The organism is Salipiger thiooxidans (assembly GCF_900102075.1).
In the GTDB taxonomy this organism is placed as follows: domain Bacteria; phylum Pseudomonadota; class Alphaproteobacteria; order Rhodobacterales; family Rhodobacteraceae; genus Salipiger; species Salipiger thiooxidans.
Window position 1 is genome coordinate 137001 of sequence record NZ_FNAV01000009.1, and the last position, 21415, is coordinate 158415.

The 21415-nt window shown below is 67.5% G+C and carries 23 protein-coding genes; 18 read left to right on the plus strand and 5 right to left on the minus strand.

The features are described 5' to 3' along the window. Positions 1-30 precede the first annotated feature (30 nt). From bufB to BLQ77_RS14895, 3 genes are read left to right on the plus strand one after another with little or no spacing between them, the layout of a single operon-like run. Complete coding sequence (gene bufB, locus BLQ77_RS14885; protein ID WP_089960604.1) at positions 31-879, plus strand: MNIO family bufferin maturase; 849 nt, start codon at positions 31-33, stop codon at positions 877-879. After that, on the plus strand, positions 876-1613 hold the full coding sequence (locus BLQ77_RS14890) for an HvfC/BufC N-terminal domain-containing protein (protein WP_089960607.1): 738 nt from the start codon (positions 876-878) through the stop codon (positions 1611-1613). The genes bufB and BLQ77_RS14890 overlap by 4 nt, the downstream gene beginning before the upstream one ends. Continuing rightward, a complete protein-coding gene (locus tag BLQ77_RS14895) occupies positions 1610-2185 on the plus strand; it encodes a DoxX family membrane protein (RefSeq protein ID WP_089960608.1) in 576 nt (191 codons plus the stop codon). The genes BLQ77_RS14890 and BLQ77_RS14895 overlap by 4 nt, the downstream gene beginning before the upstream one ends. Before the next feature lie 10 nt (positions 2186-2195). On the opposite strand, the gene BLQ77_RS14900 is transcribed toward BLQ77_RS14895, so the two are convergent. Beyond that, positions 2196-2516 (minus strand): arsenate reductase family protein, encoded by a 321-nt coding sequence (locus BLQ77_RS14900; protein ID WP_089960611.1) that lies wholly within the window; start codon positions 2514-2516, stop codon positions 2196-2198. A gap of 224 nt (positions 2517-2740) precedes the next feature. Here BLQ77_RS14900 and BLQ77_RS14905 point away from each other — a divergent pair, with 224 nt between their 5' ends. Next, entirely contained in the window at positions 2741-2947 is a 207-nt protein-coding gene (locus BLQ77_RS14905) for a cold-shock protein (RefSeq protein ID WP_008885598.1), read from the plus strand. A gap of 72 nt (positions 2948-3019) precedes the next feature. Here the strand turns inward: BLQ77_RS14905 and BLQ77_RS14910 are convergent, their stop codons facing one another. Continuing rightward, positions 3020-3925, minus strand: a complete 906-nt coding sequence (locus tag BLQ77_RS14910; protein WP_008886275.1) for a LysR family transcriptional regulator — start codon at positions 3923-3925, stop codon at positions 3020-3022. Between the two features lie 95 nt (positions 3926-4020). Between BLQ77_RS14910 and metF the strand changes: the two genes are divergently transcribed. From metF to eda, 4 genes are all read left to right on the plus strand, one after another. After that, complete coding sequence (gene metF / locus BLQ77_RS14915) at positions 4021-4887, plus strand: methylenetetrahydrofolate reductase [NAD(P)H] (RefSeq protein ID WP_008885793.1); 867 nt, start codon at positions 4021-4023, stop codon at positions 4885-4887. Positions 4888-5505: 618 nt separating this feature from the next. Next, entirely contained in the window at positions 5506-6288 is a 783-nt protein-coding gene (locus BLQ77_RS14920) for an HAD-IIB family hydrolase (protein ID WP_089960613.1), read from the plus strand. After that, positions 6289-7509 (plus strand): glycosyltransferase family protein, encoded by a 1221-nt coding sequence (locus BLQ77_RS14925; protein WP_089960615.1) that lies wholly within the window; start codon positions 6289-6291, stop codon positions 7507-7509. 102 nt (positions 7510-7611) lie between these two features. After that, on the plus strand, positions 7612-8259 hold the full coding sequence (eda, locus tag BLQ77_RS14930; protein WP_089960616.1) for a bifunctional 4-hydroxy-2-oxoglutarate aldolase/2-dehydro-3-deoxy-phosphogluconate aldolase: 648 nt from the start codon (positions 7612-7614) through the stop codon (positions 8257-8259). 206 nt (positions 8260-8465) lie between these two features. Here eda and BLQ77_RS14935 read toward each other — a convergent pair whose 3' ends face one another. Next, on the minus strand, positions 8466-9581 hold the full coding sequence (locus BLQ77_RS14935) for a DUF6456 domain-containing protein (RefSeq protein WP_165617127.1): 1116 nt from the start codon (positions 9579-9581) through the stop codon (positions 8466-8468). A gap of 218 nt (positions 9582-9799) precedes the next feature. Between BLQ77_RS14935 and BLQ77_RS14940 the strand changes: the two genes are divergently transcribed. Beyond that, entirely contained in the window at positions 9800-10120 is a 321-nt protein-coding gene (locus tag BLQ77_RS14940; RefSeq protein WP_089960623.1) for a DUF6477 family protein, read from the plus strand. An 11-nt stretch (positions 10121-10131) separates the two neighbouring features. Here the strand turns inward: BLQ77_RS14940 and BLQ77_RS14945 are convergent, their stop codons facing one another. Continuing rightward, complete coding sequence (locus tag BLQ77_RS14945; RefSeq protein ID WP_089960626.1) at positions 10132-11604, minus strand: trimethylamine methyltransferase family protein; 1473 nt, start codon at positions 11602-11604, stop codon at positions 10132-10134. Between the two features lie 325 nt (positions 11605-11929). On the opposite strand from BLQ77_RS14945, the gene BLQ77_RS14950 reads away from it, so the two are divergent. From BLQ77_RS14950 to BLQ77_RS14980, 8 genes are all read left to right on the plus strand, one after another. Then, positions 11930-12664 (plus strand): DUF2270 domain-containing protein, encoded by a 735-nt coding sequence (locus BLQ77_RS14950; protein WP_089960628.1) that lies wholly within the window; start codon positions 11930-11932, stop codon positions 12662-12664. Positions 12665-12745: 81 nt separating this feature from the next. Then, on the plus strand, positions 12746-13633 hold the full coding sequence (locus BLQ77_RS14955) for a delta-class carbonic anhydrase (RefSeq protein WP_089960631.1): 888 nt from the start codon (positions 12746-12748) through the stop codon (positions 13631-13633). 105 nt (positions 13634-13738) lie between these two features. Further along, on the plus strand, positions 13739-14422 hold the full coding sequence (locus tag BLQ77_RS14960; protein ID WP_089960849.1) for a DUF2270 domain-containing protein: 684 nt from the start codon (positions 13739-13741) through the stop codon (positions 14420-14422). Between the two features lie 126 nt (positions 14423-14548). Further along, positions 14549-14725 (plus strand): hypothetical protein, encoded by a 177-nt coding sequence (locus BLQ77_RS28780; protein WP_165617120.1) that lies wholly within the window; start codon positions 14549-14551, stop codon positions 14723-14725. Between the two features lie 49 nt (positions 14726-14774). After that, a complete protein-coding gene (gene guaA / locus BLQ77_RS14965; RefSeq protein ID WP_040384388.1) occupies positions 14775-16340 on the plus strand; it encodes a glutamine-hydrolyzing GMP synthase in 1566 nt (521 codons plus the stop codon). A 193-nt stretch (positions 16341-16533) separates the two neighbouring features. Continuing rightward, positions 16534-17415 carry a DMT family transporter gene (locus tag BLQ77_RS14970; RefSeq protein WP_089960634.1) on the plus strand — a complete coding sequence of 294 codons (882 nt, stop codon included), beginning with the start codon at positions 16534-16536 and terminating at the stop codon, positions 17413-17415. Between the two features lie 109 nt (positions 17416-17524). Further along, positions 17525-18679 carry an OmpP1/FadL family transporter gene (locus tag BLQ77_RS14975; protein ID WP_165617121.1) on the plus strand — a complete coding sequence of 385 codons (1155 nt, stop codon included), beginning with the start codon at positions 17525-17527 and terminating at the stop codon, positions 18677-18679. 155 nt (positions 18680-18834) lie between these two features. Next, the gene (locus BLQ77_RS14980; protein ID WP_089960640.1) at positions 18835-19692 is read left to right on the plus strand and encodes an ATPase; all 858 of its coding nucleotides are present in this window, start codon (positions 18835-18837) and stop codon (positions 19690-19692) included. A 15-nt stretch (positions 19693-19707) separates the two neighbouring features. Here the strand turns inward: BLQ77_RS14980 and BLQ77_RS14985 are convergent, their stop codons facing one another. After that, positions 19708-20304: a hypothetical protein gene (locus BLQ77_RS14985; protein ID WP_089960643.1), complete on the minus strand. Its 597-nt coding sequence runs from the start codon at positions 20302-20304 to the stop codon at positions 19708-19710. Between the two features lie 123 nt (positions 20305-20427). On the opposite strand from BLQ77_RS14985, the gene BLQ77_RS14990 reads away from it, so the two are divergent. Further along, entirely contained in the window at positions 20428-21381 is a 954-nt protein-coding gene (locus tag BLQ77_RS14990; protein WP_089960646.1) for a homoserine O-succinyltransferase, read from the plus strand. Positions 21382-21415 lie beyond the last annotated feature (34 nt).

Consider the following 21415-nt stretch of genomic DNA (forward strand, 5'->3'; position numbering starts at 1 on the left):
CCGGCACATCCCATGAGGGAGGGACGGGACATGACCTTCGACACGCTGCCCGCCGCTGCGGGCGTCGGCTACAAGCCGAAGCATTTCAACGACATCCTCGAGAACCCGGCGCCGGTCGGCTGGCTCGAGATCCACGCCGAGAACTACATGGGCGACGGCGGCCGGCCACTGGCGCAGCTGCGCGCGCTGGCCGAGCGGTTCCCGATCTCGGTGCATGGCGTGGGGCTGTCGATCGGCGGCGAGGGACGGCTCGACCCCGAGCACCTCGCCCGGCTCCGCCACCTGCTGCGCTGGCTGAACCCGGCGAGCTTCTCCGAGCATCTGGCGTGGTCGACCCATGACAGCGCCTTTCTCAACGACCTGCTGCCGCTGCCCTACACCGACGCGACGCTGGCCCGCGTCTGCGACCACATCGACGAAGTGCAGGAGACGCTCGGTCGGCGGATGCTGCTCGAGAACCCGTCGAGCTATCTCGCCTTTGCCGATAGCACATGGTCCGAGCCCGACTTCCTGCGCGAGATCGCCCGGCGCACCGGCTGCGGTCTGCTGCTCGACGTGAACAACGTCTTCGTCTCGGCCACCAACCTCGATTTCACACCGCAGGGCTACATCGACGCCTTCGCGCTCGAAGAGGTGGGCGAGATCCACATCGGCGGCCATGACGAGGACGAGGGCGACCACGGCCACCCCCTGCTCATCGACAGCCACGGGCGCGAGGCGGCGGACCCGGTCTGGGACCTGCTCGACCACACGCTGGCCGGTTCGGGGCCGCGCCCGGTGCTGGTGGAATGGGACACCGACGTGCCGGACTGGCCGGTGCTCGCCGCCGAAGCGCGACGCGCCTCCGACGCGCTCCTGCAACCGAGGGCCGCGGCATGATCAGCCAGTCCGCCTTCCGCCACGCGCTCACTGACGCAGGGCAACCGGTCCCGGAGACGCTTGTCGACGGGGCCGGACGCCCCGCCGGGCGGCGTTTCTCGGTCTACCGCAACAACGTGGCCGTCTCGCTCTCCGAGGCGCTCGAGACCGGTTTTCCCGCCGTTGCGGCCCTGCTCGGCGCCGCCAACTTCGCCCGCGTCGCGGCGCGTTTCCTGCGCCAGCACCCGCCGGGCTCGCCGCTGCTGATGACATGGGGCGGGCAGTTCCCGGCCTTTCTCGAAGGGCTCGACGAGCTCGACACCATGCCGTGGCTGCCCGACGTGGCGCGCAGCGATCTGGCCATGCGCCGCGCCTACCATGCCGCCGACGCCGCCCCCATCGAGCCCGCCGAGCTGCTTGCCCTCGACGAGGAGGCGCTGGAACGGGCCCGCGTCACGCTTGCGCCCGCGGTGCAGCTCATCGCCTCGCGCTGGCCGCTGGCCGAGATCCGCAGCTACGCGCTTGGCGAGACGCCCGAGCGACCGAGCTCCGGCGCGCAGGACATCGTGGTCACCCGGCCCGAGTTCGATCCGGTGGTCTCGGCCCTACCCGAGCGCGGCCATGCCTTCGCCCTCGCGCTGAAGGCGGGCATGCCGCTCGGTGCCGCCGTCACCCAATGCGGCGCGGGCTTCGACCCCGCACCCACCCTCGCGCTGCTGCTCGGTCAGGGCGCCATCACGGGATTGATCTCATGACCCGGTTTTTCATGCTTTACCAGGATACCGCCGACTGGCTCGAGATCCGCACCACGGGGCTGCTGCCCCTGCTCGCCCGGCTCACCTTTGCAGCAACACTGCTGGTCTATTTCTGGAGTTCCGCCCGCACCAAGCTCGGCGACGGGCTCTTCGGGCTGATCATCCCCTCGGACGGCGCCTATGCACAGATCTTCCCCCGCCAGCTCGAGGCTGCGGGCTACGACATCTCGCAGCTCGGCATCCTGCACTGGGCGGTGACGGTCGCCGGCACCTGGGCAGAATTCCTGCTGCCGCTGCTGGTGGTCCTGGGGCTTGCCACCCGACTGGCGGCGCTGGGAATGATCGGCTTCGTCACGGTACAGAGCCTCACCGACCTCTATGGTCACGGTGCCATCGCCCATGACGAGACCGTGGGCGCGCTCTTCGACCGCATGCCCGACGCCATGATCCTAGATCAGCGGCTGCTCTGGATGTTCCTGATGGTCACGCTGGTGCTGAAGGGCGGAGGCTGGTTGGCGCTCGACCGCGGCCTGTCACGGCTCGCGACGCCGCGACAGTCCCCCGCTCTCTGACCCGCGCCCGTCAGGCGGCGACGCCGAGCGCCGCCTGCACCGACTTGTCCCAGCCCAGATGCATCGCATCGCCATCGACGATGAGCGGACGCTTCATCAGGGCGGGATGCGCCGCCAGCAATTCCAGCGGCGGCGCCGCGCGCTCTGCCTCCGACAGCCCCCGCCAGGTGGTGGAGCGCGTGTTCAGGAGCTTTTCGCCAAACCGCTCATGCGCCGCGGCCAGCACATCGCCCGGCACACCATCGGCGCGCACGTCGACCAGCTCTGCCTGTGGCAATGCCTTCAATGCCTTGCGGCACGTGTCGCAATTCTTGAGCCCGTAGAGTTTCATCTCGCCCTCTTCTTTTGCCTCGTGCGCACAATTTATCGCCGATTGCTGCGGGCGCGAGGTGTTTCTCTTGATTTTTACATCGCCTGTGTAACGCTTTTGGCTGTGACCTTCGACGATCAATCCCGGAGGGCGGTGAACGCACCCCCTTCCTGAAAGGCGAATGTGACGGGGCGCCCGGCCTGGCCGGGGTAAACTTATGAAAGACTTGGAAGGAGCACGGGAACATGCCGAGCGGCACCGTGAAATGGTTCAATACCACGAAAGGCTACGGCTTCATCGCGCCCGAAGAGGGCGGCAAGGACGTCTTCGTCCATATCTCCGCGGTGGAACGCTCTGGCCTCACCGGGCTCGCGGACAACCAGAAGGTTAGCTACGAGCTGAAAGAAGGTCGTGACGGCCGCATGATGGCGTCCGACCTGAAAACACTTTGACCTGAAATCATATTTCCTCGTCCCGGCCTGCAGGCCGGGACCTATCCGCCTTGGCATGTGCCCTGCGCCAGCTCACTGCGTTTGCAGGCGGGTCGCCTCCTGTCCGGCGAGGCGGATCAGATCGGTCATGTAGGGTTTCTGCAGATCGCCCGAACGGGTCGCAGCATAGAGCGTGCGGCGCAGACCCTTCTTGGTCAGCGGCCGGGTGACGTAGTCGGAGTTGTATTTCACCTCGCGCACCACCCAGTCGGGCAGCACCGCCACGCCGCGGTTCGACGCGACCAGCAGCAGGATCACCGCGGTCAGTTCGACCTGTCGAATCGCGGAGGGCTCGACCTTGGCGGGGCTCAGGAGTTGCGAGAACACGTCGAGCCGCGCCCGGTCCACCGGATAGGTGATGAGCGTCTCTCCACGGAAATCCTGCGCATCGACATAGGGCTTGGCGGCCAGCGGATGCGCCGAGGCGGCGACGAAGACAGGACTGTAGTCGAAGAGCGGCGTGAAGACGATGTTGGGGAGGTCCTCGGGGTCGGAGGAGATCACCACGTCCACGTCCTCCTTCTCGAGCGCCGGCAGCGCGTCGAAGGCGAGCCCCGGGCGGATGTCCACGTCGACGTCGGGCCAGTGCTTGCGAAAGGCCTCGAGCACCGGGAACAGCCATTCGAAACAGGCGTGGCACTCGATGGCGATGTGCAGCCGTCCCGAGCGCCCCGCCCGCAGCCCCGCGAACTCGGCCTGCGCCGCCTCGACCTGAGGCAGCACCTGCTCGGCCAGCCGCAGAAGCCGCAGCCCCGCCGCCGACAGCCGCATGGGCTTGGAGCGGCGCACGAAAAGCTCGATGCCGGCCTGATCCTCCAGCCCCTTGATCTGATGGGACAAAGCCGACTGCGTGATGTTCAGCTGGTCCGCCGCACGGGCCAGGCCGCCCGCCTCGTGGATCGCCCTGATGGTGCGCAAGTGACGGAATTCGATATGCATCCCAGTGTTTCGCTCATGTTGTTCTTGAGATTTATGAGTTTGTCTCACAATGCCCTTTGTGCAACAAGGATCCCAGCAAAAATGAGGATCCCGGCATGAAACGCCCCGAAATCTCGTTCGAATTCTTCCCGCCGCGCAACATAGAGGCGACGTTCCGTCTCTGGGACACCGTCCAGGCGCTGGCCCCGCTGAAACCGAACTTCGTCTCCGTCACCTACGGTGCCGGCGGCACCACCCGCGAGCTCACCCGCGAGGTCGTTGCCACCCTGCACAAGCACTCGGGCCTGCGGGTCGCGGCGCACCTGACCTGCGTCGACGCCACCAGGGCCGAGACCCTCGCCATCGCCGAGCAGTTCCGCGACGCCGGCGTGAAGGACATCGTGGCGCTGCGGGGCGATCCGCCCAAGGGTGCCTCGGGCTTCACCCCGCACCCCGAGGGCTTCGGCAGCTCGGTCGAGCTGATCGAGGCGCTGCGCAAGACCGGCGATTTCAACATCCGCGTCGGCGCCTACCCCGACGTGCACCCCGAGGCCGCCAATGCCGCCGCCGACGTGGAGTGGCTGAAGCGCAAGCTCGACGCCGGTGCCTCCGAGGCGCTGACCCAGTTCTTCTTCGAGGCCGAGACCTTCTTCCGCTTCCGCGACGCCTGCGCCAAGGCCGGCATCGAGAAGCAGATCGTGCCGGGGATCCTGCCGATCGAGAACTGGAAGGGCGCACGCCGCTTTGCCGAGGCCTGCGGCACCAAGGTTCCGGCATGGGTGATCGAGGCTTTCGAGGCCGCCGAGCGTGACGGTCGCCAGGACCTGCTGGCCACCGCGATCTGCACCGAGCTTTGCACCGAGCTGCTCGAGAACGACGTCGACAAGCTGCACTTCTACACGCTGAACCGTCCGGAACTGACCCGCGACGTGTGCCTCGCGCTCGGCATCGCGCCCGAGACGACGCTGGAAAACGTCGCCTGAGATCCCGGTCCCGGCCCCTGAGGCCCGGAATACCGAGGCCGGCACGCGCGTGATCGCGACGCTGCCGGCCCGCCGCCGCATTGTCGCCTTACCTTCTGGTTAACCCTGCTCAAAAGGCGCAAGGACGAGGCAATGCGCGACTCGATCGCGAAGGCCTACCAGCACGTGCCGCAGGCAGCTGGCACCTAATGGCGCCCTTGCCGCTCTTGCCTGTTTCGCGGGTTTTCCCACGCGGCCGAGTGCCGGACAGCCCGTCATCGTGCCTTTCGCAGTCTTCGGCCTGCCCCGGCCACTCTCTCACGCGCTCGCCACAGGGCTCGCTTCGGTGCCCTCCGGGCTCTTCGGCCTTGCGTTTGTGGCCGGACTGGCGCTCTGCCTCCGGCCCGAGCGCGGCGACAGCACCGTGCAGGCACCCGTCGTGCCGCGCCGTCCGCAGATGCGCCGGCTTTCCCCCGAGGCCCCCGCCGCCAGCGCAACGCCTGACATGCGAACGCCCCGAAAAATGGCGAATTCCCGGGCGCTTACCCACTGAACGTCCGGGAATGTCGGAACGGCTGTTCCCACCGGCGCCGCATTCGGTCTAGGCTCGGATCAAAACGTCAAAGGGGGCAGTGGCAGGTGCGGCTCATCGTATTCACCGATCTGGATGGAACGCTCCTCGACCATGCGAGCTACAGCCATGCCGCCGCGGCCCCGGCGCTGGCGGCGCTGGCCGAGCGCGAGATCCCGCTGATCCTCGCCAGTTCCAAGACCGAAGCCGAGATCACGCAGCTGCACACCGAGCTCGGCCTCGGCGACTGGCCCATCATCGTCGAGAACGGCGCCCGCAGCCTGCGCCCCGGCGCCCCGGACGCCGACCGCAGCGACTATGCCCGGCTGCGCGCGGCGCTCGGGACGCTGCCGGAGGACCTGATGGTCCACTACCGTGGTTTCGGCGACATGAGCCATGCCGAGGTGGCCGAGCTTACCGGACTTCCCTTGGCTGCGGCCGGTCTCGCCCGGCAACGCAGCTTCACCGAACCCGGTCTCTGGAGTGGCGACGCCGCCGGGCTCGAGGCCTTTCTCGCGGCGCTCGGGCGTGAAGGCATCACCGCGCGCAGCGGCGGACGGTTCCTAACGCTCTCCTTCGGGGGCACCAAGGCACAGCAGATGGCGGGGATCATGGCCGATCTCGACCGCGACACAGCCATCGCGCTCGGCGATGCGCCCAACGACGTCGAGATGATCGAGACCGCCGATTACGGCGTCGTCATCCGCAACGACCACGGCAAGGGCATCCCGCCGCTTGCCGGGGAAATCACAGGCAGGATCCTCCGCAGCGAGGCGCCCGGTCCCCAGGGGTGGAACGCCTCGGTTCTGGCGCTTCTGGCGCGGCTCGATCGCAACGGGAGAGCAGACTGAATGGCCGACTTCCAGCAGAACGGCAATATCGCGCAGTTCCACAACCTGCGCTCACGCCCCCTCGAAGAGCTGGTCTACGAGCTCGAAACCTTTTCCCAGAGCCGCAGGATCTCGCTGATCCTGCCCTCGCTCTATTCCGAGCTCGAGGGTGACGCGCTGCCCAACATCCTGCGCGAGCTGAGCAAGGTCAGCTACCTGCACCGGATCATCGTCGGGCTCGACCGAGCCGACGAGGCACAGTATCGCCACGCCCGCGCGTTCTTCTCGGTGCTGCCGCAGCAAACCACGGTGATCTGGAACGACAGCCCGCGCATGCTGCAGATCATGGGCCGGCTCGAGGCGCTGGGGCTCGCCCCGCAGGAGCCGGGCAAGGGCAAGAACGTCTGGGGCTGCATGGGCTACCTGATCTCCTGCGCCGACAGCGCGGTGATGGCGATCCACGATTGCGACATCGTCACCTACACGCGCGAGATGCTTGACCGGCTGGTCTACCCGGTGGCGAACCCGACGTTTTCCTACCAGCTTTCCAAGGGCTTCTACCCCCGCGTCGGCAACAACAAGCTGAACGGACGGGTCACCCGCCTGCTGGTCTCGCCGCTGCTGATCGCGCTCAAGCGCACCATCGGCGACCGTGACTACATCGACTACCTGCGCGCCTTCCGATACCCGCTCTCGGGCGAGATGGCGCTGCGCACGGGTCTCTTGCCCGACCTGCGCATCCCCTCGGACTGGGGGCTCGAGATCGGGGTGCTGTCGGAGGCGTGGCGCAACCTCGGGCCGCGACAGGTCTGCCAGGTCGAGATCGCCGACGTCTACGACCACAAGCACCAGGATCTCTCGCCCGAGGACGCGAGTCAGGGCCTGTCGCGCATGTCCACCGACATCTGCAAGGCGATCTACCGCAAGCTCGCCGCCGACGGCACGGTGTTCACGCCGCATGTGTTCCGCACACTGAAGGCCACCTACTACCGCTCGGCGCTCGACCTGCTCGAGGCCTATTGGGCAGATGCCAAGATGAACGGGCTCGCCATCGACCGCCATGCCGAGGAGCGCAGCATCGAGATGTTCGGCGAGAACATCGTGCGCGCGGGGCAGCTCTTCATCGAGAACCCGCAGGAGACGCCGTTCATTCCGACGTGGAACCGCGTGCACTCGGCCGACCCCACGCTGCTTGCCGATTTTCGCGCCGCCGTCGCCGCCGACACCGAAGAATTCGGCTGAGCCCCGCATCGCGCGGGCGGCGGCGCGCTGTTAGCGCCTTACAATCGTCATCGGAACCGTGCTAACCCGGCTGCGACGACATTCTACCGGAAAGGTCCGACCATGATCACTCCCGCCGCCTCCAGCCTCGAAGCCGAGAAAATCTGCCGTCTCGCACCGGTCGTTCCGGTGCTTGTCATCGACGACGTGGCCCATGCCGCGCCGCTGGCCGAAGCGCTCGTCCGGGGCGGCCTGCCGGCGCTCGAGGTCACGCTGCGCACGCCCTGCGCGCTTGAGGCCATCGCCGAGATGGCCAAGGTCGAAGGCGGCGTGGTCGGCGCCGGCACCCTGCTGACCCCCGAGGACGTGGCCGCCGCCGTGGACGCGGGCGCCAGGTTCGGCGTCTCGCCCGGTGCCACCGACCGCCTGCTTGACGCCTGCGAGGAAGCCGGCCTGCCGCTGCTACCGGGCGCGGCCACCGCCTCCGAGGCCATGGCCCTGCTCGAGCGCGGCTACACCGTGCAGAAGTTCTTCCCGGCCGAGGCCTCGGGCGGCGCCCCCGCGCTCAAGGCCATCGGCGCGCCGCTGCCGCAGATCAGCTTCTGCCCGACCGGCGGCGTGAGCATGAAGAACGTCAACGACTACCTGTCGCTGTCGAACGTGCTCTGCTGCGGCGGCAGCTGGGTCGCACCCAAGGACAAGATGCTGTCCGGCGACTGGGCGAGCATCGAGGCGCTCGCGGCCGAGGCGGCGAAACTCTCGCGCGGCTGACGTCTGTCCGCCGGCCGTCAGACGGGCCGGCACACAGGCCAAGGGCCGCCCGCACGAACTGCGCGGCGGCCCTTTTGTTTCCCATGGAGAAACAGACTGACAATCTCTGCGGGGCTGTTACCGGGCCGTTTTCAGACCGCACTTCCGCTCGGGAGCCCCCACTAGGGACAACGCTTAGATTTATGCTGACGGCGGTCGCCCCGGCGTCAGCCGATCAGCCCGCCGCCCTGCGCATTGGTCTCTTCATAGAAGCGACGCAGGCGTTGGAGCGCGATGCGCAGCACCACCTTGCCGGACCGCGCCGCCCAGCCCATGCGCCTCTCGGTCGCCTCGAGCCCCTCGAGATAGCAGCAACACTGCAGCGCCACATCGCCCAGACCCGGCCCAAGCTCGCGCAGCGCCGAGATGAAGCGGGCGCGCGCCGCCTCGGGGCCGCGCGGCCGGTCGGAGCGGTTGGCGGGCTCGGCGTCGGCGGTGAGGAACATGTCCCAGTTCTGCACCAGCCGCGGCCCCATCTGCGCCAGCTCGAAATCCTCGCGCAGCCGTTCGCCGGCGCGCACCAGCTCATCCGACAGGAACGGCGTTCCGTTGCGGTCGCGACGGCGCGAGAGCAGGATCAACGGGCTCTCGGCCATCAGGTGGCGACGACGCGCCAGCGGGTCGGAATCGGCTGCCTCCATCGCCGCTTCGGCCTCGGCCGAGGTCCCGAACCCGGCCTGGGCCTCGGCAAAACCACGCAGCTTGTTTTCCTGTTCTGCCAACAGCTTGCTGAGCGCGGTGCGGCCCGCCGCGGTGATCCGGTAACGCGAGATCCGGCCTGGCGACTCGCAGGCGATCCAGCCCTTCAGCGCCATCGCCTGGGCAATCGGCGCCTCGACCACGGCGGTGCGGGTCGAGCCGCCGTCGCCGGTGTCGCGCACCACAACCGCCTTGTCCATTTCCGCTGCGACCGCCAGCACCGCGCCGCTTTCGCAGAGCCGACGCAACACCCGCCGCGCCTCGCGAGCCAACATGGCCGCGTCGGGCGTCATCTCGTCCCGTTGAGGCTCTTTCATCGTAACGAACTCCTTGTTGCGTCCCGTCTCCGACGCTTGCACCTGAAGCTTTCCCAACCTCGTCAAGGCGCCGTCGACCAGTGGATCGTCCCGCAGCGTCTCGATCCGTCGCACCTGGCGGAGGACCGTGGACGCGTGGCACCCCGCCAATCGAGCAAGCTTGCGTATCGCCTCCCCGCCTTCTGTATGGGCGAGGTAATGCCTGGCGTCGTCCGGCACCCAGGCCGGCAACCGCCTCAGCACGTCTGTGTCTGAACGGTAAATCATTTCAATGTCCCCAAGGTCAGTCTTATCCACAGGATTTTCCCCAGACCTTCGCAACCTTGGAGAGAGCTGGTTACCCGTTCGTTAACACTGAAGGCAGTGCGGTCAAATTAGCGCCTAATTATAAACAAATCTGAACTGACCGGACTGCGGGAGCGGTGGTGCGGCAACACCCTTCAAGGCCGTGCCACGATTGCCGGGCACTCAGAAGGGACAGACCCATGCAAGACATTCTCAGCCTTCTCTCGAGCCTGCGCCGACCGCGCCTGCTGATCCGCGCCGCCCGCATCGGGGCCGACGACTACCGCCGCGAGCACCACCTGTCGCGGATCCTCGGCATCGAGACGCCGATACGCTCCGGGCCCGCGCTGATGCAGCTGCTCGAGATCGAGGACGCCATGAACGGCCGCCGCCGCGCCGCCGACGGCGCCTATTCCGTCGCCCGCCACGTCGAGGTGCTGGCCGCGCTCATGGGCGAGGCCAGGCTGCTGGCCGCGTCCTCTGCCGGTCGTGCCGAGCCATCACGCGATGGCGCCGTCTGAGGAGCCCGAGCCTACATGAAGCTGTCCGGCATCTCGGCCTTCTTCGCCGCGACGAAGGCGGACAGGGCTTCGTCGATGGCGGGGTCGAGCGCCGGCGGTTCGTAGCTTTCGAGAAGGTCGCGCACCCGTTCGGTGGCCAGCTTCATCGCATCGCGGCCCCCATCCTCGATCCATGCCTCGAAGGGGCGGTTGTCGAAGATGTCGGACTGCCAGCCTCCAGCCATCTCCGGCTCCCGGCCGAGGAAATGTCCACCCGGCCCTACCTCGCGCAGCGCGTCGAGCGCATCGTCCAGCCCGGCCTCCACGCCGCCCGCAAAGCCGTGCAGCACGCCCAGCCGGTCCGCGTCCATCACGAATTTCTCGTAGGACGAGACCAGCCCGCCCTCGAGCCAGCCGCAGGCGTGGAGCATGAAGTTCGCCCCGGACAGCAGCCCGTCGTTGAGCGACGCGGCGCTCTCGTAGGCGGCCTGCGCATCCGGCAGTCGCGCGCCCGTGAGCGCACCGCCCGCGCGATAGGGCAGCCCCAGGCGCCGCGCCAGCTGACCCGCGCCATAGGTGATCTGCGACGCCGCGGGCGTGCCGAAGCCGGTGCCACCGCCGTGGCGGTCCATGGTCGTCACGAAGGGCCCGAAGATCACCGGCGCCCCCTTGCGCACCAGCTGCGCATAGGCCGCGCCCGCCAGCACCTCGGCCAGCAGCTGCGCCAGCGTCCCCGCGACCGAGCCCGGCGTTGTCGCCCCCACCACCGCGAAGGGTGCCAGGATGCAGGACTGGTTGTGCGCCGCGTAGATCTCGAGCGCCCCGGTCATGGTGTCGTCGAAGGTGAGCGGCGAGCCGATGGTGATGAGCGAGGTCATCACGGTCTTCTCCCGCACCACATCTTCGCCGAACAGGATGCCGCACATCTCGATGCAGTGCCGCGCGCGCGATGGCTCGGTCGCGGTGCCCATGAAGGGCTTGTCCGAAAGCGTCATGTGGGCGTGGAGCATGTCGAGGTGGCGCTTGTTGACCGGCAGGTCGGTGGGCTCGCAGACGGTGCCGCCGGAATGGTGCAGCCAGCGCGCCGTCTGGCCGAGCTTCACGAAGTTGCGGAAGTCCTCGATGGTGGCGTAACGCTGTCCGCGCCCGGCGTCATGCACGAAGGGCGGCCCGTAGACCGGTGCCAGCACGAGGCCCCGGCCGCCGATCTCGACGCTGCGCGCGGGGTTGCGGGCAAGCTGGGTGAAGACGCCCGGCGCGGTCGCGCAGAGCTCGCGCGCGAGGCCGCGCGGGAGGCGCACACGCTCGCCCTCGATCTCGGCCCCGGCGCGGCGCCAGCGTTCCAGCGCCTCGGGGTTGTTGACGAAGTTGACGCCGACCTCCTGCAGGATGGTGTCGGCGGCCGCCTCGATGGCGTCAAGCGCGTCGTCGGAGAGCAGCTCGAGCTCGGGAATGGCGCGGGTGATCTCCGCCGTCTCGTCTGCCGTGCTGGTCCCGTCGTTCATCCGTCGTCTCCGCTGCTGCCGCGGGTGGCCCACCCGCGCGGGCCCACCCTATCGTCTCGACGCGCCAGAGTCCCCCCGCCGTCCCCCCGGCCCGGGATATTCGACCTGCCCCTGCGCATCTAAGATTTATCTTCCATATTCATTTCTCGCGGGCGAGAGCCGCAGACCTGCCCTACCCGCAGATCAAGCCAATGATAAGACGCCGAATTCCAAAGCTCCAGCAGTGTTAAAACGTTTTGAAGGATTGATCCCGTCTTAACCCTCCCCCGGGTAGCGTGCCCGTGGGGGGTTCATGGTGCCCAGGCGGGCCCGGCGGGAGGTGGACATGGCAGGCAAGGCAGACAGGGCCACGGTGGTCGACATGGGCGAGGTGATCCGGCGCGACGAAAGCCCGCCCGAAAACCCGGAATTCTCGCCGGCCGAGATCGGCGCCATCGCGCATCTCTACAGGGGCGAGGTCTATCGCTGTTCGGTCTGGCGCACCCGGCTCGACACCACGACCAACTGGGCGGTGGTGACGCTGGGGGTGGCGCTCTCGATCTCATACGCCGCGCCCGACGCCTCGCCGCTGCCTCTGGTGCTGGTGGGCGTGCTGAACCTTTTCTTCCTCACGCTCGAGGCACGGCGCTACCGCTATTGCGACAGCTGGCGCATCCGCTTCCGCACAGTGGAAAAGAACTTCTACGCGCCGATCATCGACCCCGGTCAGGTCTGCGCGGAACCGGGCTGGCGCCAGCAGGTCGCGCAGGATTACGTCCGGCCCCAGTTCCGGATCTCCTACCTGCACGCGCTGGGGCGGCGCATCCGCCGCAGCTACCTCTGGATCATGCTGATCCAGCTCGCGGCGTTCCTCGGCAAGGTCGCCGTGCACCCGACGCCGGTGACCTCGCTGGACGAGGCGATGACCCGCGCTGACGTGGGTCTCATCCCGGGTGAGGTGCTGTTCGCCGGCGGCATCCTCTATCTCGTGGCGTTCTCCGGGCTCGCGATCTTCAGCGCCATCGCCGACCGCAAGGACTATCTCGAGAAAGACCTGCCCTATCCCGACGCGATCTACTGAACAGCGGCTCTTAACCGGCTGTTCAATCCTCGACGGCAGTCTCCCCGCAACCGATTCCGCCCCTTGCCCGCCGGAGCCCCGATGACCAACCGCCTCTCCGCCGCCCTCGCCGCCCTGATCCTCACCGCCGCCGCCGCCGTAGCTGCGACCGGCCACGACAGCTCGCACGACAGTTCGGGGCACGCGCCGGCCCCCGCCGCGCATGGCAGCGCCGGTCCCGACGGCGCGGCGCCCGCGGGCAAAGGCGGCACCTGCCAGGGCTTCGGGCCGCAGACCCCGCGCGACATCTCGAACCCCTACGGCCGCAACTCCTCGCGCTTCGTCTACGCCCCGCCTTCGGACGAGCTGAACCTGTGCAACATCCACACCCACACCAACGCCGAACACATGGGCCCTGGTTTCTCGATCTATGCGGGCTCGGGCGAGAACGGCGGCTTCCGCTGCGCGGGGTCGAGCAACCTTTCCCCGGCCGAGCTGTCGCGCCCGCATCACGGCGGCCGCGTCTTCGAAGGGGTAGAGCCCGGCGACACGATCGAGGTGCACTGGGTCTATTCCTCCTGCAACGTCGCGCCCGGGCCGGGTCTGGGCTCGTGCCTTTCGGACGCCTGCAAGAACCCGCAGCTTCGGGTCGAAAGCCAGGTGTTCCTGGTCGTAAACGATCCCACCGCGCTCGATTTCCGCGACTTCATCTGGTTCGGAACCATGCGCAACGGCGTCTACCAGCCCCGCGCCCTGCCCACCGGCACCGGCAGCCCGGTGCAGTTCCGCGGCTCCACCACCGGGCCCAGCTACACGCAAGAGGTCTGCTCGCCCCTGCAGGTCACATGGTCGGTGCGCCCCCGCTGCGCCCGGCTCGACATCTCGTCGCTCGATGCCTGGGCCGCGATGGGCAACGTCTTCGAGGAAAGCCACAGCCACGGCGTGCGCCAGCTGGTGACCGCCCCCGACCTTCTCGCCCCCATCGACTGACCGGGGCCTCCGCATTTGACCGAGGCCGCCTCCCCGTTGCACAGTGGCCGAGGGGAGAAGCGCGTGACCCCGGTCGCGCGCGATGCGGAGGAGACGGTCATCGCAATGCAGGAAGGGGCGCCCGCGCCCCGCAAGGACCTCAGCTCGGCCGAGATGGGCGCCGTGGCCCATCTCTACCGGGGCGAGGTGTATCGCAGCACCATCTGGCGCACGCGCCTCGACACCACGACCAACTGGGCGGTGGTGACACTGGGGGTGGCGCTGTCGATCTCGTTCGCCTCGCCCGACGCCTCGCCCCTGCCCCTGGTGCTGGTCGGCGTGCTGATCGTGTTCTTCCTGTTCCTCGAGGCCCGGCGCTATCGCTACTTCAACGTCTGGCGCGCGCGCGCCCGCTGGATGGAGACGCACTTCTACGCCCCGATGCTGGCCGAGGGCGACCTGCACCTCGAGGACGACTGGCAGCGCACCCTCGCCAACGACTACCTGCGTCCGCGCTACCATGTCTCACTGATGGTATCGGTCGGCCGCCGGATCCGGCGTAACTACTTCTGGATCCTGCTGATCCAGACCCTCGCCTATGCCGGCAAGATCGCCGTGCACCCGACGCCGGTCGCCTCCTTCAACGACGCCCTGACGCGTGCTGACGTGGGCCCGGTGCCCGGAGCGGTCATGTTTGCGTTCGGCGGGCTTTACATTCTGGTCTTCGGACTCATCGCTCTCTGGAGCAAGCGCGACGACCTCAGCCGGAATCGCGCACGTGGACGTGAAAAATCGGATTCAATGGGATGAAGTTTCAGATGAAATCTCTTGCATGTTAGCGCTAACGTGTTTTAAACAGGGCAACCTGATCCAGATCAGTGCCTATATGACGATTCTGACGTAGTTTGCGCTTGGCCCCTTCCAGAGGAGTTGACGATGGACGAAGACCGCATGATTGACCTGCGCGCCGCGAAGCTCATGGACTTCGTGATGGAGGCATCGCTGGGCTCCGCCCTCGCCGCCTTCGTGATCTTCAATTCCGTCTTCCTGACCCTCGGCGTGCTCTGCGCGGTGTGGCTCGGCGGCGTGGCGGTGCTCAACCATGTCGGATGAGCGCGCAAGACCACTTGCGCAAGGGCAAAACCGCTTCTAAAGCGTGGCCATGACCCAGCATGACCGCCTCCTGATCATCGACTTCGGCTCGCAGGTGACCCAGCTTATCGCGCGACGGCTGCGCGAGCTGAACGTCTATTGCGAGATCCATCCCTATCAGAACGTCACCGACGCCTTCCTGAAGGACTTCGCCCCCAAGGCGATGATCTTCTCGGGCGGCCCGGACAGCGTGATGCGCGAGGGCTCGCCCCGCCCGCCGCAAAGTGCCTATGCGCTCGGCGTGCCGATCCTCGGAATCTGCTATGGCCAGCAGGTGATGATGCATGACCTCGGCGGCCGGGTCGAGGCGGGCGAACATGCCACCGCCGAATTCGGCCGGGCCTACGTGAGCCCGACCGAGCACAGCACCGATTTCTTCAACGGCTGGTTCCTCGATGGCACCGGGCGCGAGCAGGTGTGGATGTCCCACGGGGACCACGTCGCCGAGATCGCCCCCGGGTTCGACGTGTACGGCACCTCGCCGGGCGCCCCCTTCGCCATGACCGCCGATCTCGAGCGCCGCTTCTACGCCGTGCAGTTCCACCCCGAGGTGCACCACACCCCGAACGGCGCGACGCTCTACGAGAACTTCGTCAGGATCGCGGGCTTCACCGGCGACTGGACCATGGGCGCCTACCGCGAGGAGATGATCGCCAAGATCCGCGAGCAGGTCGGCGACAAGAAGGTCATCTGCGCGCTTTCGGGCGGCGTCGACAGCTCGGTCACCGGCATCCTGCTGCACGAGGCCATCGGCGACCAGCTGACCTGCGTCTTCGTCGACCACGGCCTGCTGCGCCTGAACGAGGCCGAGCAGGTGGTGTCGATGTTCCGCGACAACTACAACCTGAACCTCATCCACGCCGACGAGTCCGATCTCTTCCTCGGCGCGCTCGAAGGCGTCTCGGACCCCGAGACGAAGCGCAAGACCATCGGCAAGCTCTTCATCGACGTGTTCCAGAAATACGCCGACCAGATCGAAGGTGCCGAGTTCCTCGCGCAGGGCACGCTCTACCCGGACGTGATCGAGAGCGTGAGCTTCTCCGGCGGCCCCTCGGTCACCATCAAGTCGCACCACAACGTGGGCGGCCTGCCCGAGAAGATGGGCCTCAAGCTGGTCGAGCCGCTGCGCGAGCTCTTCAAGGACGAAGTCCGCGCGCTGGGTCACGAGCTTGGCCTGCCCGCGAGCTTCATCGGCCGCCATCCCTTCCCCGGGCCGGGTCTCGCGATCCGCTGCCCCGGCGAGATCACCCGCGACAAGCTCGAGATCCTGCGCAAGGCGGATGCGGTCTACATCGACCAGATACGCAAGCACGGGCTCTACGACGAGATCTGGCAGGCCTTCGCGGCGATCCTGCCGATGCGCACCGTGGGCGTGATGGGCGACGGACGCACCTACGACTACGCCCTGGCGCTGCGTGCGGTGACCTCGGTCGACGGCATGACGGCGGATTACTACCCGTTCACCCACGAGTTCCTGGGCGAGACCTCGACCCGGATCATCAACGAAGTGAAGGGCATCAACCGCGTCTTCTACGACTGCACCTCGAAGCCGCCGGGGACCATCGAGCTTGAGTGATCCCCGGTCGCCCGAGACCGTTTGCATACAATCGAATGAATTCGGCCCCGCACCCATGGTGCGGGGCTTGTGCTTTGGCGCCTTCCGACGCAAAGTCGCGCCGCTCCGGCCGGTCTTGCGGCCAGGACAACGCCGAGGAGTCCCCCATGCCCCAGATCCGTCCGATCCGCCCCGCCCACGGGAGCCGTGTCGCATGAGCCAGACCCTCAAGGCCGTGCTCTGGATGTCCGGGGCCATCGTGTCGTTCACCACCATGGCGGTCGCAGGGCGCGAGGTCAGCCTCGACCTCGATACGTTCGAGATCATGCTCTACCGCTCGCTGATCGGCGTGGTGATCGTGGTCACGCTGCTGACCGCCACCGGCCAGACCGGGCAGGTCACCAGGCGCCGGCTCGGGCTGCACCTGGCGCGCAACCTGTGCCATTTCGCCGGTCAGAACCTGTGGTTCTTCGCCGTCGCCGCCATTCCGATCGCGCAAGTCTTCGCGCTCGAGTTCACTTCGCCGCTCTGGGTCATCGTGCTGTCCCCCTTCGTGCTGGGCGAGAAGCTGACGCCGACGCGGGCGCTGGCCGCGGTGCTGGGCTTCGTCGGCATCCTCGTGGTGGCGCGCCCCAGCCCCGAGACCATCAACCCGGGCCTCATCGCCGCAGCGCTGGCCGCCATCGGCTTCGCGGGCTCGGCGGTGACCACGCGCCGGCTCACCCGGACCGAGACCACCGTCTGCATCCTGTTCTGGCTCACCGTCATGCAATCCGTCTTCGGCCTCGTCTGCGCGGGCATCGACGGCGACATCGCCTTCCCCGCGGCGACGAGCTGGCCCTGGGTCGTGCTGATCGCCATCGCGGGCCTCGTCGCACACTACTGCCTGACCACTGCGCTCAGCCTCGCGCCGGCGCCCGTGGTCATGCCCATCGACTTCGCACGCCTGCCGGTCGCGGCGCTGGTCGGGATCATCCTCTACCAGGAGGCGCTGGACCCCTACGTTTTCATCGGGGCGGCGATCATTTTCGGGGCGAACTACTTCAACATCCTGCACGAGACCCGCCCGCGTCCGGTCACCATTCCACAAAAGTGACGTAGCGGCGCCGAACGTCAACTTACGCCGGGTCAATAATTGACCGGTAAACGCCCCCCTGCGTAACCTGCTCTAACGGAGGAGCAAGACGATCAGGGAGAGGGACATCATGAGATCGTTTATGTACGGGGCCGCGACGCTGGCCCTGTCGGCCGCGGCTGCTCAGGCAGGCGGTATCGAGCGGACGACCCAGTCGGCGCTCATTCTATTCGAACCCGGCAATGTGTTCGAGCTTTCATTGGCTTACGTGGATCCGAGCCTGAGCGGCGAGAATATCTCTCCGCCCTTTCCGGCGCAGGACATCGACGATGTGGGCGAGGACTTCTGGCTGCCATCCTTTGCGCTGAAGTACGATCTCAACGACAGGATCGCGTTGGCGTTCATCTACGACCGCCCCTATGGCGCGGACGTCGCCTACGAAAGCGGGAACTTCCCGTTCGGCGGCACCACCGCCGAGGCCCAGACCCACGCCCTGACGGCGCTGGTGAAGTACAAGTTCAACGACAATTTCAGCGTCTTCGGCGGGCTCCGGCAGCAGAAGGCCGAGGGCTCGATCCACCTCGAGGGCCTCGCCTACGGCGCGGTGAGCGACTACACCGTCGACCTCGACGGCACCTGGGCCACCGGATACGTGCTGGGCGCCGCCTACGAAAAGCCCGAGATCGCACTGCGGGTGGCGCTGACCTACAACTCGTCGATCAGCCACGACATGGACACCACCGAGCGCGGCCCGCTGGTCGATCCGGACGGGCCCGGCCCAATCCCGGCGTTGCCGCTGCTCAACGGCACCTCCTCGACCGAGGTGAAGATCCCGGAAAGCTGGAACCTCGAGTTTCAGACCGGCGTCGCCCAGGACACGCTGGTCTTCGGCTCGGTGCGCTGGGTCAAGCACTCGCAGTTCCGCGTCGATCCCGACGAGTTCGTCAACATCACCGGCGGCGGGCTGATCGACCTCGAGGACACCACGACCTACACGCTCGGCGTCGGTCACCGCTTCAACGACAAGTTCTCGGGCTCGGTCTCGGTCACCTACGAGCCCGATGGCGACGAGCTGGTCTCGCCGCTGGCGCCCAAGACCGGCTACACCCAGCTGCGTCTCGGCGGCTCCTACAAGATCACCGACCGGGTGACGCTTGCGGGCGGCGTGAGCCACTTCTGGCTGGGCGATGCCAAGCCCGAGACCGGCACCCCCGACGTGGCCCGTGCCGATTTCACCGACAACACCGCGTGGGGCGTCGGCTTCAAGGTCAGCTACAACTTCTGAGGCAGGCCGGGGGCGGGCAACCGCCGGACAGGCAGGACCGCCCGGGCGCCGCAAGGCCCCGGGCGGTTTGCGCGTCGGGCACATGAGCCGGGCCATTTGACGACGACCGCGCGTCTCTTTACCTGTGACGCGAACGAGTCAGGAGAAGCCCGCAGATGCTGTACCCCACCGCCCGAGACTGGCACGCGGCGCCGCGCAAGCGCGTGGTTCTCTTCGCCATGTCGGGGCTCGGCAAGACCCACGTCTCGAGCATGCTGCGCGAGACCGGCAACTGGTTCCACTACTCGATCGATTACCGCATCGGCACCCGCTACATGGGCGAATACATCGTCGACAACGCCAAGCGCGAGGCGATGCGCGTGCCGTTCCTGCGCGAGCTGCTGCTGTCGGATTCGATCTACATCGGCTCCAACATCACCTTTCACAACCTCTCGCCGGTCTCGACCTATCTCGGCAAGCCGGGCGACCCCGACAAGGGCGGCCTGCCGATGGAGCTCTACCGGCACCGGCAGGACCAGTTCCAGCGCGCCGAGGAGCAGGCCCTGCTCGACACCGGCTACTTCATCGACCGCGCCGAGCAGCTCTACGGCTACCCGCATTTTGTCTGCGACACCGGCGGCTCGATCTGCGAATGGGTCGATCCCGAGAACGAGGCAGATCCGATCCTCTCGGCGCTGTCGGGGCAGGCGCTGATGGTCTGGATCCGCGGCAGCGAGGATCACACGGCCGAGCTCATCCGCCGTTTCGACCGCGCACCGAAGCCGATGGCCTACCAGCCCGCGTTCCTGACCGCCTGCTGGGATGCCTATCTCGACGAAACCGGGCTCTCGCCTGCGCGGGTCGATCCCGACGCCTTCATCCGCTGGACCTATGCCCGCGCGCTGGCACATCGCCAGCCGCTCTACGAGGCGATGGCGCGGAACTGGGGCGTCACCGTCGACGCCTCCGACGTGGCCACGGTGCGCGACGAGGCGGATTTCAACGCTGTCATCGCCGCCGCCCTGCCCGCCTGACCGGCCGCGCGGCGCTCAGCAGGACGAGATCACCTGCGCCAGCGCCCGCGACGAGCCGCTGAGCGGCGCGTCCACCACCACCGGCCCGTCATAGGTCAGAACCCGCACGCGCGAGCCGCCCTGCAGCGCCTGGATCACCGGGTCGCTGTAGGCCAGCGTCGATTCCGGCTGGTTCTGGCCGTTGGGGCTGAAGCGCAGCGGGAATTGCTGCCCGTCCACCTCGACGATCATGCCGCGCTCGCCGCCGTCGATGCCGATCACCCGCAGGAAGCTCTGGCCGCGCCCGCAGAAATAGTAGAGCCCGGTCTTGCCGCGCACCCCGTCCACGCCGGCATAGCCGACACCGCTGCCGGTGCGCCCGGTGACCCAGCCCCTGGTCGGATCGCCCTGCGCCTGCTGCTGGCCACCGCCGCCGCCTCCGCCCTCGCTGAGGCCGGAACACACCCGCTCGACGCAGGCATGGTAGGCGGGGTTGGTGTTGGGACCGAAGTTGGCGAGGCAGGACCAGACGCAGCGCTGAAGCGCCATCGGATCGTCCTGTGCTGCCAGCGGCCCGGTCAGCGGCACGAAGGCCAGGACAAGGGCGGGAATGCCCGCGGTGAAACGCGTCATGACAATAACCTTTGGTTGAAAATCCTCCCCGCGACTCTGCGCGATTCGGCCCCCATGGCGCAACGCTTGTGCTGAGGCCCGCGCTGGCCTATCTCTGGCCTTCCAGTAAAGAGATTTGTACCGATGCCCATAAAGCTGCCCTCCGACCTGCCCGCCTACGACGTCCTCTCGCGCGAGGGTGTCATGGTGATGGCCGAGGACAGCGCCTCGCGGCAGGACATCCGCCCGCTCCGCATCGCCCTGCTCAACCTGATGCCGAAGAAGATCCAGACCGAGAACCAGTTCGCGCGCCTGATCGGGGCGACGCCGCTGCAGATCGAGTTCTCGCTGATCCGGATGACCGAGCACCAGACCAAGAACACCGCCGCCGAACACATGGAGGCCTTCTACCGGCCCTTCGCCGAGGTCGAGGCCAGCGGCGAGAAGTTCGACGGGCTGGTCATCACCGGCGCCCCCATCGAGCATCTGCCGTTCGAGGACGTGACCTACTGGGAAGAGCTCACCCGCGTCTTCGAATGGACCCAGACCCACGTGCACGCCACCTTCGGCGTCTGCTGGGGCGGCATGGCGATGATCTCGTATTTCCACGGCGTGCCCAAGCACCTGCTGGACCACAAGGCCTTCGGCTGCATCCGGCACCAGAACCTCGCGCCCGCCTCGCCCTTCCTGCGCGGGTTCTCGGACGACATGGTGATGCCGGTGTCGCGCTGGACCGAGATGCGCCGCGACGAGGTCGAGGCCGCGGGCCTGGCAGTGCTGATCCACTCGCCCGAGACCGGCCCGGCGCTGGTCGAGGACCCGCGTCACCGCGCGCTCTACATCTTCAACCACCTGGAATACGATTCCGGCACGCTGAAGGAAGAGTACGACCGCGACGTGGCGGCGGGAAAGCCGATCAACGTGCCGGCCAACTACTACCCGAGCGACGATCCCTCGCGCGTGCCGCTGAACCGCTGGCGCAGCCACGCCCACCTGCTCTACGGCAACTGGATCAACGAGATCTACCAGACCACGCCCTTCGACCTCGCGCACATCGGCATCGACAGCACCGACTGGTGCTCGCGCGGCGTGGCCTGAGATCGTGTCGCGCAGGACGCTGATATCGGTCCTG

Coding starts and splice junctions, on each gene's coding strand:
- BLQ77_RS14890 (WP_089960607.1), top strand. CDS start 876: ATGATCAGCCAGTCCGCCTTCCGCCACGCGCTCACTGACGCAGGGCAA.
- BLQ77_RS14960 (WP_089960849.1), top strand. CDS start 13,739: ATGCAGGAAGGGGCGCCCGCGCCCCGCAAGGACCTCAGCTCGGCCGAG.
- BLQ77_RS14990 (WP_089960646.1), top strand. CDS start 20,428: ATGCCCATAAAGCTGCCCTCCGACCTGCCCGCCTACGACGTCCTCTCG.
- BLQ77_RS14980 (WP_089960640.1), top strand. CDS start 18,835: ATGCTGTACCCCACCGCCCGAGACTGGCACGCGGCGCCGCGCAAGCGC.
- BLQ77_RS14935 (WP_165617127.1), bottom strand. CDS start 9,581: ATGATTTACCGTTCAGACACAGACGTGCTGAGGCGGTTGCCGGCCTGG.
- BLQ77_RS14925 (WP_089960615.1), top strand. CDS start 6,289: ATGGCCGACTTCCAGCAGAACGGCAATATCGCGCAGTTCCACAACCTG.
- BLQ77_RS14910 (WP_008886275.1), bottom strand. CDS start 3,925: ATGCATATCGAATTCCGTCACTTGCGCACCATCAGGGCGATCCACGAG.
- BLQ77_RS14985 (WP_089960643.1), bottom strand. CDS start 20,304: ATGACGCGTTTCACCGCGGGCATTCCCGCCCTTGTCCTGGCCTTCGTG.
- BLQ77_RS14940 (WP_089960623.1), top strand. CDS start 9,800: ATGCAAGACATTCTCAGCCTTCTCTCGAGCCTGCGCCGACCGCGCCTG.
- BLQ77_RS14975 (WP_165617121.1), top strand. CDS start 17,525: ATGAGATCGTTTATGTACGGGGCCGCGACGCTGGCCCTGTCGGCCGCG.
- BLQ77_RS14955 (WP_089960631.1), top strand. CDS start 12,746: ATGACCAACCGCCTCTCCGCCGCCCTCGCCGCCCTGATCCTCACCGCC.
- BLQ77_RS14895 (WP_089960608.1), top strand. CDS start 1,610: ATGACCCGGTTTTTCATGCTTTACCAGGATACCGCCGACTGGCTCGAG.
- BLQ77_RS14945 (WP_089960626.1), bottom strand. CDS start 11,604: ATGAACGACGGGACCAGCACGGCAGACGAGACGGCGGAGATCACCCGC.
- guaA (WP_040384388.1), top strand. CDS start 14,775: ATGACCCAGCATGACCGCCTCCTGATCATCGACTTCGGCTCGCAGGTG.
- BLQ77_RS14950 (WP_089960628.1), top strand. CDS start 11,930: ATGGCAGGCAAGGCAGACAGGGCCACGGTGGTCGACATGGGCGAGGTG.
- BLQ77_RS14900 (WP_089960611.1), bottom strand. CDS start 2,516: ATGAAACTCTACGGGCTCAAGAATTGCGACACGTGCCGCAAGGCATTG.
- BLQ77_RS14970 (WP_089960634.1), top strand. CDS start 16,534: ATGAGCCAGACCCTCAAGGCCGTGCTCTGGATGTCCGGGGCCATCGTG.
- BLQ77_RS28780 (WP_165617120.1), top strand. CDS start 14,549: ATGGACGAAGACCGCATGATTGACCTGCGCGCCGCGAAGCTCATGGAC.
- metF (WP_008885793.1), top strand. CDS start 4,021: ATGAAACGCCCCGAAATCTCGTTCGAATTCTTCCCGCCGCGCAACATA.
- eda (WP_089960616.1), top strand. CDS start 7,612: ATGATCACTCCCGCCGCCTCCAGCCTCGAAGCCGAGAAAATCTGCCGT.
- bufB (WP_089960604.1), top strand. CDS start 31: ATGACCTTCGACACGCTGCCCGCCGCTGCGGGCGTCGGCTACAAGCCG.
- BLQ77_RS14905 (WP_008885598.1), top strand. CDS start 2,741: ATGCCGAGCGGCACCGTGAAATGGTTCAATACCACGAAAGGCTACGGC.